This window comes from Agrococcus citreus, from assembly GCF_039527715.1.
Lineage (GTDB): Bacteria > Actinomycetota > Actinomycetes > Actinomycetales > Microbacteriaceae > Agrococcus > Agrococcus citreus.
On sequence record NZ_BAAAKK010000001.1, the window covers coordinates 848,723 to 863,043 of the forward strand.

General features: G+C 71.0%; 11 protein-coding genes and 1 pseudogene. 3 read left to right on the forward strand and 9 right to left on the reverse strand.

The window, feature by feature from the left end; translation table 11 throughout:
* Positions 1-350: pseudogene (locus ABD106_RS04185) on the forward strand (FAD-binding protein); the annotation flags it as partial.
* A gap of 99 nt (positions 351-449) precedes the next feature.
* The gene (locus tag ABD106_RS04190; RefSeq protein WP_343917594.1) at positions 450-1,640 is read left to right on the forward strand and encodes a mannosyltransferase family protein; all 1,191 of its coding nucleotides are present in this window, start codon (positions 450-452) and stop codon (positions 1,638-1,640) included.
* 64 nt (positions 1,641-1,704) lie between these two features.
* On the opposite strand, the gene ctaF is transcribed toward ABD106_RS04190, so the two are convergent.
* The 5 genes from ctaF to ABD106_RS04215 all read right to left on the reverse strand — a co-directional run bounded on the left by ctaF (position 1,705) and on the right by ABD106_RS04215 (position 6,750).
* The gene (gene ctaF / locus ABD106_RS04195) at positions 1,705-2,124 is read right to left on the reverse strand and encodes an aa3-type cytochrome oxidase subunit IV (RefSeq protein ID WP_343917596.1); all 420 of its coding nucleotides are present in this window, start codon (positions 2,122-2,124) and stop codon (positions 1,705-1,707) included.
* A gap of 1 nt (position 2,125) precedes the next feature.
* Positions 2,126-3,847 carry an aa3-type cytochrome oxidase subunit I gene (gene ctaD, locus ABD106_RS04200; RefSeq protein ID WP_343917598.1) on the reverse strand — a complete coding sequence of 574 codons (1,722 nt, stop codon included), beginning with the start codon at positions 3,845-3,847 and terminating at the stop codon, positions 2,126-2,128.
* On the reverse strand, positions 3,847-4,707 hold the full coding sequence (gene ctaC, locus ABD106_RS04205; RefSeq protein ID WP_486282787.1) for an aa3-type cytochrome oxidase subunit II: 861 nt from the start codon (positions 4,705-4,707) through the stop codon (positions 3,847-3,849). The genes ctaD and ctaC overlap by 1 nt, the downstream gene beginning before the upstream one ends.
* Before the next feature lie 195 nt (positions 4,708-4,902).
* Positions 4,903-5,289, reverse strand: a complete 387-nt coding sequence (locus ABD106_RS04210; RefSeq protein ID WP_343917602.1) for a HesB/IscA family protein — start codon at positions 5,287-5,289, stop codon at positions 4,903-4,905.
* Positions 5,290-5,340: 51 nt separating this feature from the next.
* Positions 5,341-6,750 carry a M20/M25/M40 family metallo-hydrolase gene (locus tag ABD106_RS04215; RefSeq protein WP_343917604.1) on the reverse strand — a complete coding sequence of 470 codons (1,410 nt, stop codon included), beginning with the start codon at positions 6,748-6,750 and terminating at the stop codon, positions 5,341-5,343.
* A gap of 84 nt (positions 6,751-6,834) precedes the next feature.
* Between ABD106_RS04215 and ABD106_RS04220 the strand changes: the two genes are divergently transcribed.
* Entirely contained in the window at positions 6,835-7,395 is a 561-nt protein-coding gene (locus ABD106_RS04220; RefSeq protein ID WP_343917606.1) for a DUF3043 domain-containing protein, read from the forward strand.
* 142 nt (positions 7,396-7,537) lie between these two features.
* On the opposite strand, the gene ABD106_RS04225 is transcribed toward ABD106_RS04220, so the two are convergent.
* From ABD106_RS04225 to dnaE, 4 genes are all read right to left on the reverse strand, one after another.
* Positions 7,538-8,560 (reverse strand): quinone-dependent dihydroorotate dehydrogenase, encoded by a 1,023-nt coding sequence (locus ABD106_RS04225; RefSeq protein WP_343917608.1) that lies wholly within the window; start codon positions 8,558-8,560, stop codon positions 7,538-7,540.
* Complete coding sequence (nrdR, locus tag ABD106_RS04230) at positions 8,557-9,027, reverse strand: transcriptional regulator NrdR (protein WP_343917610.1); 471 nt, start codon at positions 9,025-9,027, stop codon at positions 8,557-8,559. Before nrdR ends, ABD106_RS04225 begins: the two co-directional genes overlap by 4 nt.
* Entirely contained in the window at positions 9,027-10,349 is a 1,323-nt protein-coding gene (gene hisD / locus ABD106_RS04235; RefSeq protein WP_425545708.1) for a histidinol dehydrogenase, read from the reverse strand. The genes nrdR and hisD overlap by 1 nt, the downstream gene beginning before the upstream one ends.
* Positions 10,350-10,796: 447 nt before the next feature.
* Positions 10,797-14,306 (reverse strand): DNA polymerase III subunit alpha, encoded by a 3,510-nt coding sequence (gene dnaE / locus ABD106_RS04240; RefSeq protein ID WP_343917614.1) that lies wholly within the window; start codon positions 14,304-14,306, stop codon positions 10,797-10,799.
* Between the last annotated feature and the right edge of the window lie 15 nt (positions 14,307-14,321).

Below are 14,321 nucleotides of genomic sequence, written 5' to 3' on the forward strand. Positions count from 1 at the left end.
TCGCCGACCCCGACTCGACCGACCCGCAAGCCGTCGAGATCCGGCGCGCGCGCGAGTACGTCGGCGACCGGCTCGTGCGCACCGCGGCGCCGCACAGGATCCTCGACGAGCGGCACTGGCCGCTCATCGCCGTGCGCCTGCGCACGCTGACGCGCAAGACGCTCGGCGGCATCCAGACCGATCTCGACTCGCGGGCGCTCGGGGCCGACGGGGCGCCGATCCCCGGGCTCTTCGCGGTCGGCGAGGCCGCGGGCTTCGGCGGCGGCGGCGTGCACGGCTACCGGGCGCTCGAGGGCACGTTCCTGGGCGGATGCCTGCACACCGGCCTGCGAGCGGGCCGCGTCGTCTGACGGCACCGTTCCCGTCGAGGCTGCGGGTGGATATGCTCCGTCGCAAGCGGCCGCGCCCGGGGCCGGCGTCCACCTCTCATGGCCCTCGGGGGGCTCGCGTTGTCGGTTCCCGCTCTCGCCGCCGTGCGGCGATCGGCGATCTCGTGGATCGTCCGGTCGGGCCTGCGCTACTGCCTCGCGGTCTGGCTGCTGCAGCGGCTCGTCGTCCAGGCGGTCGCCGTCATCGTGGTGGCGATCGTGGGCGGGCCCGCCTACGCGCCTGACGGCTTCTTCGGCGTGCTCTACCGGTGGGACAGCGGCTACTTCGCGTGCATCGCGACCTACGGCTACCTCGGTCAGCCGTGCGACGGCGGCTCGGGCATCGAGCGGATCGCGTTCTTCCCGCTCTACCCGATGCTCGCGCACGCCGTCGCGTGGGTCGTCTCGCTCGGCGCCATGGGCGCCGCGAGCATCGCGTTCGCGCTGTGGCTCGTGTCGGCGGTCGCCTCTGCCGTCGCCACCGTCGGCGTCTACCGCGTCGCGCAGCTCGAGCTCGGCGCGAGCGCCGCCCGGCGGGCGACGGCCCTGTTCGTCTGCAGCCCCTACGCGGTGTTCCTGGTCGCCTCGTACTCCGAGTCGCTCTACCTCGCCGCCGCCGTGTGGGCCTGGTACGCCTGCCTGCGTCGGCAACACTGGCTCACGGGCGTGCTCGGCATCGTGGCGACGGCGACCCGGGCGAGCGGCATGTTCCTCGTCGTCGCGCTCGTCGTGCTCTACCTCGTGCGCCGCCGCCGCGACGGCGAGCCGGTCCGGATCGTGCAGCTCGCGGCAGTCGCGGCATCGGCGCTCGGCACCCTCACCTACTGGACATGGCTCTGGCTCGCCACGGGCGACCCGCTCGCGTGGTTCCACGCGCAGAGCGAGGCGTGGAACCGTCGCACCCGCTGGCCGTGGGAGACGCTCCTCAACCAGGGCATCCACGTGCTCCGGGAGCCGGAGCTCGACTGGCAGCTGCAGGCCGCCTTCGAGGTGGTCGCGGCCGCCGCCCTCGTGGCCGCGGTGGTCGTGCTCGTGCGCCGACGGGCGTGGGCACCGGCGACGCTCGTCGGCACCACCGCGGCCTCGCTCATGACGAGCACGAGCTACCTGTCGCTCGCCCGCAACACGCTGACGCTCTTCCCGCTCTTCATCCTGCTCGCCGATCTCACGCGAGGCCGGCATCGACGGTGGTTCTGGATCCTGCTGTGGACCGGATCGGCGCTGCTGCTGCTCCACACCGTGCAGCTCGCGCTCGGCAACTGGGCGGATTGAGCGCCCGGCGCGGGGACGACGAAGCGCCCCACCGATCGGTCGGCGGGGCGCTGCGTCGTGCGGGTCAGCGGCTGAAGTTGCCGCGGTAGTGCTCGTAGACCCAGCCGATCATGACGATGACCAGCAGGGCTCCCGCGATGGGGACGATGAACGTCGGCCCGGCGATCGACAGGAACAGGAGCGCGAGCGCACCGGCGAGCGAGATCGGCCACCAGCTCCACGGGGAGAAGTGTCCCTCGTCGGGGTCGGCGTCGTCGATCTCGGCCTCGAGCAGGTCGGACGGGTGCTCGCCGCCCTGGCCCCGGCGCGTGAGCACCAGGTAGAACGCGATGAACGTCGACATGACGCCGGTGAGCGCGAGCCCGAGCGTGCCCGCCCACTCCACGCGGCCGTCGTACGAGCCCATGTGCCACAGCGTGTAGGCCGCCGCGCACACGTAGAAGAAGACGGCGAGGATGACCAGGATGATGATGTTCGAGCGCATGTCAGCGCACCTCTCCGTCTGCCAGGTCGACCACGGGCCGCTGCGGTGCATCCTTCATGTCGCCGATGCCCACGCCGTACTGCGGACCGGCGTTCGGGTGGTGCAGGTCGAAGGCCGGCGACTCCGAGCGGATGCGCGGGATCGACGAGAAGTTGTGTCGCGGCGGCGGGCAGCTGGTCGCCCACTCGAGCGAGCGGCCTGTGCCCCACGGGTCGTCGACCGTGACCTTCGGCGCGGTCCGCGCGGTGATCCAGACGTTCCAGAGGAACGGGATCATCGACAGTCCGAGGATCATCGCGCCGACCGTCGACACCTGGTTCATCCAGGTGAAGCCGTCCTCCTCGAGGTACGTGTAGTAGCGGCGCGGCATGCCGATCACGCCCAGCCAGTGCTGGATGAGGAACGTCATGTGGAAGCCGATGAAGAGCATCCAGAAGTGCACGTGACCGAGGCGGTCGTTGAGCATCTTGCCGGTCCACTTGGGCCACCAGAAGTAGAAGCCCGAGAACATCGCGAACACGACCGTGCCGAAGACGACGTAGTGGAAGTGCGCGACCACGAAGTAGGTGTCGGAGATGTGGAAGTCGAGCGGCGGCGAGGCGAGGATGACGCCCGTGAGGCCGCCGAACGTGAACGTCACGAGGAAGCCGAGCGCCCACAGCATGGGCGACTCCCACGTGATCGAGCCCCGCCACATCGTGCCGATCCAGTTGAAGATCTTCACGCCCGTGGGCACAGCGATGAGCATCGTCATGAGCGCGAACCACGGCAGCAGCACCGTGCCGGTGACGTACATGTGGTGCGCCCACACGGTGACCGACAGGGCCGCGATCGCGATCGTCGCTCCGACGAGCGTGTTGTAGCCGAAGATCGGCTTGCGCGAGAAGACCGGGATGACCTCGGAGATGATGCCGAAGAACGGCAGCGCGATGATGTACACCTCAGGGTGGCCGAAGAACCAGAAGAGGTGCTGCCACAGCACGGCTCCGCCGTTCGCGGGGTCGTAGATGTGGCCGCCGAAGATGCGGTCGAGCGCGAGGCCGAAGAGCGCGGCGGCGAGCACGGGGAAGACGATGATCACCAGCAGCGAGGTGACGAGCGTGTTCCACGTGAAGATCGACATGCGGAACATCGTCATGCCGGGGGCGCGCATCGTGATGATCGTCGTGATGAAGTTGACGCCACCCATGATCGTGCCGAAGCCGGTGAGGGCGAGGCCCAGCACCCAGAGGTGCCCACCGATGCCCGGCGAGAACGCCGAGGTGCTCAGCGGCGTGTAGGCGAACCAGCCGAACGAGGCCGCGCCCTGCGGCGTCAGGAAGCCGGCGACCGCGATGAGCGAGCCGAAGATGTACATCCACAGCGCGAGCGCGTTGAGGCGCGGGAACGCGACGTCGGGTGCGCCGATGTGCAGCGGCATGAGCACGTTGGCGAAGCCCGAGAACAGCGGCGTCGCGAACATCAGCAGCATGATCGTGCCGTGCATCGTGAAGAGCTGGTTGTACTGCTCCTCCGTCGGCACGACCTCGAGGCCCGGCGCGAACAGCTGCGCTCGGATCAGCAGCGCCATGACGCCGCCGATCAGGAAGAAGACGAACGAACCGATCAGGTACATGTACCCGATGGTCTTGTGGTCAGTGGAGGTGATCCACTTCACCAGGATGTTGCCCTTGCGCTCCGCGGTCGGGCTGACCGTGGTGGGGGGCGTCGCCGTGGCGGTCATCAGTTGCCCTCGTTCTCGTTGGTCGTGTCCACGTCCTCGTCGCGGTCGGGATCGATGCTGTCATCGCCCGTGGCGGGGTTGATCGACTCGTCGAGCGGGCCGACGAAGCCCTGCTGCTCGAGCCCCTCGAGGTAGGCGTCGTACTCCTCCGGGCTGACGAGCTCGACGTTGAAGAGCATCGCCGAGTGGTACTCGCCGCACAGCTCGGCGCACTTGCCGGTCAGGATGCCCTCCTGGTCGCCCGTCTCGAAGTACATGTGGTTCGTGACGCCGGGAAGCATGTCCTTCTTGTAGAGGAACTCGACGATCCAGAAGGAGTGCGCGACGTCGCGCGACTCGAGCGTGATCTCGATCGTGGAGTTCGTCGGCAGGTAGAGCGTCGGCAGCGTGCTCGCGTCGAGGTCGTTCGTGCCCGGCACCTCCTGCACCTGGATGCTCTGGTAGTGCACCGGGTCCTGGCCCTCGCGGTCGTAGACGAAGTCCCACGCCCAGCGCTTGCCCCAGACGGTGATGGAGTAGTCCGGGTCGTCGATCGGCTCCTCGATGATCGCCTGGTCACGCGCCGTGAAGGCGAAGAAGCCGGCGACGAGGATGACGGGCACGATCGTGAAGAAGATCTCGATCGGCATGTGGTAGCGGAGCTGCACCGGCAGGCCGGTCTGGCCCCTGCGGCGGCGGTACGCGACCGCGGCCCAGATCATGAGGCCCCACGTGATGAGGCCGACGACGAGCAGCACGATCCAGGAGGTCGTCCACAGGCCCATGATGCGGTCGACGTGGTTCGTCAGACCCGGGGTCGACGGCATCCACCCCTGCATCTGCGCCTGGGTGCATCCGGCCAGCGCAAGAGCGACCACCACCGCGAGCGGGGCAGCGATCCAACGGGTTCGACGATTGCGCAATGTCTTCCTCCGGGTCGGTCAGCGTCTCCATCGATCCTAGTACCCACAGACCGCGCCCAGGACCCTGCCACGCGCCTCACAACCGGGGATGGAACGCCGAAACGCCGCCGATCCGGAGGGATCGACGGCGTTTCGTCGGCGTGGGCCGCTGGCCTAGTGGAAGGAGTCCCCGCAGGCGCACGAGCCGCCCGCGTTGGGGTTGTCCATCGTGAAGCCCTGCTTCTGGATCGTGTCCTCGAAGTCGACGGTCGAGCCGTCGAGGTAGGGCACGCTCATGCGGTCGACGACCACCTCGACGCCGTCGAAGTCGCGCACGACATCGCCGTCGAGCATCCGCTCGTCGAAGTACAGCTGGTAGATGAGGCCCGAGCATCCGCCGGGCTGCACGGCGACGCGCAGCCGCAGGTCGTCGCGGCCCTCCTGGTCGAGCAGTCGGCGCACCTTGTCGGCTGCGGTCGCGGTCAGGGTGACGCCATGCGTCGCAGCATCGGGCGTCGCCGCTTCGGGCGCGGCCACCTCGGACACCTGCTGATCCGTCATGTGCGGCTCCTCTCGTCAGACTCTGCCTGGACAACGCCGGGCAGGGCCATCCTATTCCGTGCGGTCGCCGGCACGCGCGAGCAGCAGCGCCTCCGCGCCGATCGCGCGCCGCAGCACGCCGAGGTGCTGCGACTCGTTCGGGCTGTGCGCCATCGTCGCCGGGTCCTCGACGCCCGTCACGAGGATCTGCGCGCCGGGGAACTGCCGCACGAGGTCGGCGATGAACGGGATGGAGCCGCCGATGCCGGCCTCCACGGGTGCCGCGCCCCACGCATCCGCCATGGCCTGCTTCGCCTCGGTCGCGCCCCAGCCGGTCGCGTCGACGAGGAACGGGTCGCCGAGGTCGACGCTGTCGAACTCGACGTGCGCGCCGAAGGGCGTGTGGGCGCGGATGTGCCGCTCGATCGCGGCGAACGCGTCGGTCGCCGACTGGCCCGGAGCGATGCGGGTCGAGAGCCGGAACCGCACCGTCGGCAGGATCGTGTTGGATGCGTCGGGCACGCTCGGCGCGTCGACGCCCGTGATGGTCGCCGCCGGCTTCGCCCACAGGCGCCGCAGCAGCGGACCGGTGCCGACGAGCTCGACGCCGTCGAGGACGGCCGCCTCCTCGCGCAGCTGCTCCTCGGACTGCTCGGGCACGTCGAGGTCGGCCTCGGTGAGCCCTTCGATCGCGACCGAGCCCTGCGAGTCCCAGAAGCTCGCGGCGAGCTTCGCGAACGCCATCATCGCGTCGGGGACGGCGCCGCCGACCATGCCCGAGTGGCTCGCGTGGCCGAGCGTCGTGAGGCGCACGTTGAGCGCGACGTTGCCGCGCAGCGCGACCGTGAGCGACGGCACCTCCGTCGACCAGTTGTCGCTGTCGGCGACGACGATGAGGTCGGCGCTCAGCACGTCGGCGTGCAGCTCAAGGAAGCGCGAGAACGAGCGGGAGCCGTGCTCCTCCTCGCCCTCGATGAACAGCGCGATGCCGACCTCGGGGTCGAGCACCTCGGCGAGCGCCCGCACCGCCGCGATGTGGGTGATCACGCCCGCCTTGTCGTCGGAGGCGCCGCGGCCGTGCAGCCGGCCGTCGACCTCGGTGGGCTCGAACGGCGGGGTGCGCCAGAGCGACTCGTCGCCCCACGGCTGCACGTCGTGGTGCGCGTAGAGCAGCACCGACGGCTTGCCGTTCCGCGCGGCGCGCGTCGCGAGCACGGCCGGCTGGCCGAGCGCCTCGGAGTCGCCGATCGGGGCGCGCTCGATCGAGACGCGCTCGAAGACGCCGGTGCCCTCGGCGAGCGCAGCGACCGCCTCAGCGCTCGCCTGCACGTGTCCGGGGTCGTACGCATCCCACGCGACGCTCGGGATGCGCACGAGTGCCCCCAGGTCGTCGACAGCGCGGTCGAAGCCCGCGTCGACGGCGGCGAGCACGGCGCGATCGCGGTCGGAGAGCGCGGAGAGGTCAGGAGAGGCAGCAGTCATGCGCTCGATCCTAGGCGCGGGGCAGGCACGTGGGCGGCGGTACGATGGCACCATCCCGCTGGCCATCTCGAGAAGGACCTCCCTGTGGCGCTGTTCCGCCGTTCTGCCGACGACAAGGCCGCTGCCGCTCCCCAGCCGGAGGTGCGCCGCACGCCGAAGCAGTCGGAGCAGGTCGCGCGCAACCGCCGTCCGCTCGTGCCCGCCGACCGCAAGGAGGCGCGCAAGCAGTCGCAGGACAAGATGCGCGCCGAGCGCGAGAAGGCTCGTCGCGGCTTCGAGCAGGGCGACGAGAAGTACCTGCCGGCGCGCGACAAGGGGCCGGTGCGCCGCTACGTGCGCGACTTCGTCGACGCTCGCCTCTCGCTCGGCACCCTCGCGATGCCCATGATGATCGTGGTGCTCGTGCTCACGTTCATCAACGACGACCAGTGGCGTCTCATCGCGAACCTCGTGCTGTGGGGCTTCGTCGTCATGGTCGTGCTCGACTCCGTCATCATGGCGTGGCAGCTGCGCCGCGCGATCCGCAGCAAGTTCGGCGAGAAGGATGCCAAGGGCCATGGCTGGTACGCGACCATGCGGTCGGTGCAGCTGCCATTCATGCGCATGCCGAAGCCGCAGACGAAGCTCTTCAAGTACCCCGCCTGACCCGGACCTGACGCCGGGTGGTCACCTCACGCCGCTCGCGCTCGCGCGGGTGGTCACGACGCGCCGTGCGCGGCGCGTGCCGCCCGGCGTGTCGTGACCACCCTGCTGCGCGAGGCGGGGTGGGGCGGATGCGCGGCGCTGGCTAGCGCTGCGCGGCGAGGCCGCGGTTCAGCTCGCGCGCCCAGCCCGGGCCGCGGTAGATGAAGCCCGTGTAGCCCTGCACGAGCGCGGCACCGGCGGCGAGCCGCTCGCGCACGTCGTTGGCGGTCTCGACGCCGCCGACCGAGACGACGTCGACCTCGGCGGGCAGCGCCGCGCGCAGCAGCCGCAGCACGGCGAGCGACCGCGCGGCCACCGGCGGTCCCGAGAGGCCGCCCTGGCCGGCGCGCGCCACCGCATCCGCGTCGGTCCGGAGGCCCTCGCGGCTGATGGTCGTGTTCGTCGCGATGACGCCGGCGAGCGCGAGCCGAGCGGCGAGCGCTGCGATGCCCTCGACCTGCGCGTCGTCGAGGTCGGGCGCGATCTTCACGAGCACGGGCACGTCGCCCGCCTCGCCGCGGATGGCGGCGAGCAGCGGCTCGAGCAGCCGCTCGTCCTGCAGGCCGCGGAGCCCCGGCGTGTTCGGCGACGACACGTTGACGGCGAGGTAGTCGGCGACGGGCGCGAGCAGTCGCGTCGACGTCAGGTAGTCGCGCTCGACGGCAGGGGCGTCGTCGGCGTCGACCACGCGGCTCTTGCCGATGTTCACGCCGATCACGGGCCGCGAGCGCGCCTCGCGCGCCGCCGCGATGCGGTCGGCGGCCGCGGCCGCTCCCCCGTTGTTGAAGCCCATGCGGTTGACGAGCGCGCGGTCGTCGACGAGCCGGAACAGCCGCGGCTGCGGGTTGCCCGGCTGCGCGTGCGCGGTGAGCGTGCCGACCTCGACGTGGCCGAAGCCGAGCGCGCCGAGGCCCGCGATCATCGTCGCGTCCTTGTCGAAGCCCGCGGCGACGCCGAACGGCGTCGGGAACTCGCGGCCGAGCGCGCGCGTGCGCAGCGCCGCGTCGGCGCGCACGCCCGGGCGCGCGACCCCGATCGCGCGGATGGCGGCGGCACCCAGGTGGTGCGCGGCCTCCGGGTCCATGCGCGAGAACCCGTGCCGGAAGACCTGCTCGTAGGCGGTCACGGCGCGGGCTCCTCGTCGGGCCGCTGATCCTCGCGGAGCGCGCGGATGGCGTCCTCGAAGTCGTCGAGCGAGTCGAACGCGTTGTAGACGCTCGCGAAGCGCAGGTAGGCGACCTCGTCGAGCCGGCGCAGCGGCGGCAGCACCGCGAGCCCGATCTCGTTCGCGTCGATCTGGCTCGCGCCCGTCGCGCGGATGGTCTCCTCGACCGATTGCGCGACCCCGGCGAGGTCGGCGTCGGTGACGGGGCGGCCGCGCACCGCCTTCCGCACGCCCTCGATGACCTTCTCGCGGCGGAACGGCTCGAGCACGCCGGAGCGCTTCACGACCGAGAGGCTCGCCGTCTCGGTGGTCGTGAAGCGCCGGCCGCACTCGGTGCACTGGCGACGGCGGCGGATGGAGGTGCCGTCGTCGGTCGTGCGCGAGTCGACGACGCGCGAGTCGGGGTTGCGGCAGAAGGGGCAGTGCATCAGCGCGCATCCCCCTCGAAGCGGGCCTCGATCGCCTCGCCGTGGGCGGGCAGGCCCTCGGCCGCGGCGAGCGCGGTGACGGCGGCTCGCACCTCGGCGAGGGCGTCGCGGTCGTAGCGCACGACCTGCTGCGGCCGCAGGAACGTCGCGGCGCCGAGCCCCGCGACGCGCCGCGCCTGGCCGCCGGTGGGCAGCACGTGGTTGGAGCCCGCCGCGTAGTCGCCGAGGCTCACGGGCGCGTGCGCGCCGACGAAGATGGCGCCGGCGTGGCGGATGCGCGTGAGCAGCGCGTCGTCGTCGGCCGTCAGCAGCTCGAGGTGCTCCGGCGCGTACGCGTCGCTCACCCGGGCGGCCGCCTCGAGGTCGGCGACCAGCACTATGGCCGACTGCTCCCCCGTGAGCGATGCGCGCACGCGGTCGGCGGCCGCCGTCGCGGCCGCGCGGCGTGCGACGGCCGCGTCGACGCGGTCGGCGAGCTCCGCGTCGTCGGTGACGAGCACCGCGCTCGCCAGCTCGTCGTGCTCGGCCTGGCTGACGAGGTCGGCGGCGACGAGCTCGGGGTCGGCGCTCGCGTCGGCGATCACGAGGATCTCGGTCGGTCCGGCTTCCGCGTCGACGCGCACCACGCCAGAGACGACGCGCTTCGCGGCGGCGACGAAGACGTTGCCGGGGCCGGTCACGACGTCGACCGCGTCGAGGCCGATGCCCGGCACGCCGTGGGCGAGGGCGCCGATCGCGCCGGCGCCGCCCATCGCGTAGACCTCGTCGACGCCCAGCAGCGCGCACGCGGCGAGGATGGTCGGGTGCGGCAGCCCCGCGTGCTCGGCCTGGGCGGGGCTCGCGACGGCGATCGACGCGACGCCGGCAGCCTGCGCGGCGACGACGTTCATGACGACGCTCGAGGGGTAGACGGCCTTGCCGCCGGGCACGTAGAGGCCGACGCGATCGACGGGCTGCCAGCGCAGCTCGACGACCGCGCCCGGCGCGAGCTCGACGCTCGTGGGCGGCGGGACCTGCGCGGCGGAGCCGACGCGCACGCGGGCGATCGCGGTCTCGAGCGCCTTGCGCACGACGGGCGCGAGGGTCGCGAGGGCATCGGCGATCGCGTCGGCCGGTACGCGCAGGGCGTCGGGGCGCACGCGGTCGAACCGCTCCGCCTGCTCGAGCAGCGCCTCGGTCCCGCGCTCGCGCACGTCGCGGATCAGCTCGGCGACCGCCGGCAGCGCCGCCTCGACGTCGATCGCGGGCCTCGGCAGCAGGGCGCGGAGCTCGCGATCGTCCGGAAGGGTCGTCAGGTCGATTCGTCGGAGCACGGGTTCCATCGTATTCGCGCGGCGCCCCTCCGGCCGCGAGTGGTCACTCCCGCGCCTGAGTGGTCACTCCCGCACTTGAGTGGTCACTCCCGCGCGTGAGCGGTCACTCCCGCGCCTGAGCGGTCAATCCCGCGCCTGAGCGGTCAACCCCGCGCGTGAGTGGTCACGGCCCGCAGGTACGTCGCCGCCTCCATGACTGACGTGGATCTGGCAGTCAGGCAGGGACGCATCCACCGCGCCCGGGACTCACTTCCCGGATGCGCAACGCATCCACCGCCGTCGCAACTGGCTTCGCCCGCGCACGACTCACGCGCCCGAGTGACCACTCACGCGCGGAGCTGACCACTCACGCGCCCGAGCGACCACTCACCCGCGGAACTGACCACTCACATCCCGGAGGCGCCACTCACACGCCGGAGGCGCCACTCACGGCGCGGGGCGGCGCGAACCTGCCCGCTAGGCGATCGAAGCGGGGCCCAGCAGGCTCTTCAGCTCGCCGAAGAGGTCGCTCGAGACGCGCACCTGCTGCGGCAGCGCGAACACGCGCTCGACCTCAGGGCGCTCGAGCGAGAGCCGCACGTCGGTCGGGCCCGCGTGGCGCTCGAGCAGTCCGCGCAGCTCGCGCATCGCCGTCATCGACGCGCGCCGCTCGGGGATCCGCAGCTCGAGCGGCCGCGTCTCGTCGACCGGCTGCACGTCGGGGGTGTCGATGCTGTTCGCGTGGATCGTGAAGCCGTCGTCGCGCGTGCGCACCCGCCCGCGCACGACGACCACCTGGTCGGCCTGCAGCGTGTGCCGGAACTCGGTGTAGCTCTTGCCGAGCACCATCACCTCGAGCTCGCCGCCGAAGTCCTGCAGCGCGAAGATGCCGTACGGATTGCCGGAGTTGCGCGCCACGCGGTGCTGCACGCTCGTGACGAGGCCCGCGAGGATGACGGTGTCGCCGTCCTCCGCGGTCTCGGCGAGGTCCTGGATCTGGTGCGTCGCGTGCTTCGCGAGCTCGAGCTCGAGCCCGGCGAGCGGGTGGTCGGAGACGTAGAGGCCGAGCATCTCGCGCTCGAAGGCGAGCTTGTCCTGCTTGCCCCACTCCGGGCGGTCGGGCACGCGGTCGGCGACGGTGTCGAGGTCGTCGAAGATGTCGCCGAACAGGTCGACCTGGCCGTTCGCCTCGTTGCGCTTGATCGAGATGGCCGCGTCGACGGCATCCTCGTGGATCTCGAGCATCGCGCGGCGGGTGCCGCTCATGGTGTCGAACGCGCCCGACTTGATGAGCGACTCGACGGTGCGCTTGTTCGCGACGCCGAGCGGCACCTTCTTGAGGAAGTCGTGGAACGAGACGTACGCGCCCTCGCGCTTGCGCGCGGCGATGATGCCCTCGACGACGCCCTCGCCGACGTTGCGCACGGCACCGAGGCCGAAGCGGATGTCGTCGCCGACGGCCGTGAAGTAGAGGGTCGACTCGTTGACGTCCGGCGGCAGCACCGTGATGCCCATCCGCCGGCACTCCGACAGGTAGATCGCCATCTTGTCCTTGGAGTCGCCGACGCTCGTCAGCAGCGCCGCCATGTACTCCGCGGGGTAGCGCGCCTTGAGGAAGGCGGTCCAGTAGGAGATGACGCCGTAGGCGGCGGAGTGCGCCTTGTTGAACGCGTAGTCCGAGAACGGCAGCAGCACGTCCCAGAGCGCCTTGACGGCCTCGGCGGAGTAGCCGCGCTCGCGCATGCCGCCCGAGAACGCCTCGAACTGCTTGTCGAGCTCCGACTTCTTCTTCTTGCCCATCGCGCGGCGCAGGATGTCGGCCTGGCCGAGCGTGTAGCCGGCGACCTTCTGCGCGACCGCCATCACCTGCTCCTGGTAGATGATGAGGCCGTAGCTCTCGCCCAGGATCTCGGCGAGCGGCGCCTCGAGCTCGGGGTGGATGGGCGTGATCGGCTGCTGGCCGTTCTTGCGCAGCGCGTAGTTCGTGTGCGAGTCGGCGCCCATGGGGCCCGGCCGGTACAGCGCGATGACGGCGGAGATGTCGCCGAAGCTGTCGGGCTTCATGAGCCGCAGCAGCGAGCGCAGCGGCCCGCCGTCGAGCTGGAAGACGCCGAGCGTGTCGCCGCGCTGCAGCAGCTCGTACGCCGCGGGGTCGTCGAGCGGCAACGTGTCGAGGTCGATCTCCTCGCCGCGGTTCGCGCGGATGTTGTCGAGCGCATCCGAGACGATCGTGAGGTTGCGCAGCCCCAGGAAGTCCATCTTGATGAGCCCGAGCGCCTCGCACGCCGGGTAGTCGAACTGGGTGATGATCGCGCCGTCCTGCTCGCGCTTCATCACCGGGATGATGTCGATGAGCGGGTCGGACGACATGATGACGCCCGCCGCGTGCACGCCCCACTGTCGCTTGAGGTTCTCGAGCCCGCGGGCGGTCTCGAAGACCGTCTTCGCCTCGGCGTCGGTCTCGATGAGCGCGCGGAGGTCGCCGGCCTCCTTGTAGCGCGGGTGGTCGGCGTCGAAGATGCCGGAGAGGGGGATGTCCTTGCCCATCACCGCGGGCGGCATCGCCTTCGTGAGCCGCTCCCCCATGCCGAACGGGAAGCCGAGCACGCGCGACGAGTCCTTGAGCGCCTGCTTCGACTTGATGGTGCCGTACGTGACGATCTGGGCGACGCGCTCGGTGCCGTACTTCTCGGTGACGTAGCGGATGACCTCGCCGCGGCGCCGGTCGTCGAAGTCGATGTCGAAGTCGGGCATCGAGACGCGGTCGGGGTTCAGGAAGCGCTCGAAGATGAGGCCGTGCTCGAGCGGGTCGAGGTCGGTGATGCGCATCGCGTACGCGGCCATCGATCCGGCGCCCGAGCCGCGGCCGGGACCGACGCGGATGCGGTTGTCCTTCGCCCAGTTGATGAAGTCGGCGACGACGAGGAAGTAGCCGGGGAATCCCATGCCCGAGATGACGTCCATCTCGTAGGCCGCCTGCTGGTGCACCTTCTCGGGCACGCCGCCCGGGTAGCGGCGCTCGAGCCCGACCGCGACCTCGTGGCGGAACCACGTGTCCTCGGTGTGGCCCTCCGGCACGGGATAGCGGGGCATGTAGTTGGCCTGCTCGTCGAACTCGACCGAGCAGCGCTCCGCGATGAGGAGCGTGTTGTCGCACGCCTCCGGCAGGTCGCGGAAGAGGTGCCGCATCTCGGCGGCCGACTTGACGTAGTAGCCGCCGCCCTCGAGCTTGAAGCGGTTCGGGTCGTCCATCGTCGAGCCCGACTGCACGCACAGCAGCGCCTCGTGGCTCTTCGCGTCCTCGGCGTGCGTGTAGTGGAGGTCGTTCGTCGCGAGCAGCGGCAGGTCGAGCCGCCTGCCGATCTCGAGCAGGTCCTCGCGCACGCGCTTCTCGATCTCGAGGCCGTGGTCCATGATCTCGAGGAAGTAGTTCTGCGCCCCGAACAGGTCGCGGTACGAGGCCGCGGCGTCCATCGCCGCGTCGAACTGGCCGAGCCGCAGCCGCGTCTGCACCTCGCCGGAGGGGCAGCCGGTGGTCGCGATGAGCCCCGCCGAGTGGCGCTCGAGCAGCTCGCGGTCCATGCGGGGCTTGAAGTAGAAGCCCTCCATCGAGGCGTACGACGAGAGCCGGAAGAGGTTCTTGAGGCCCTCGTTGTTCTCGGCGAGCAGCGTCATGTGCGTGTACGCGCCGCCGCCCGAGACGTCGTCGCCGTTCGAGGCATCCGCCCCGCCCCACTTGACCCGCGTCTTGTCGGAGCGGTGCGTGCCCGGCGTGATGTACGCCTCGGTGCCGATGATCGGCTTGACGCCCTGTGCCTTGGCCGCTCGCCAGAACTCGTAGGCGCCGAACACGTTGCCGTGGTCGGTCATCGCGACGGCCGGCATCTTCTGCTCCTCGACCGCCTGCATGAGCTCGCTGATGCGGGCTGCGCCGTCGAGCATCGAGTACTCGGTGTGGACGTGGAGGTGCGCGAAGGAGTCTGCCATGGCCCCTCGATCCTA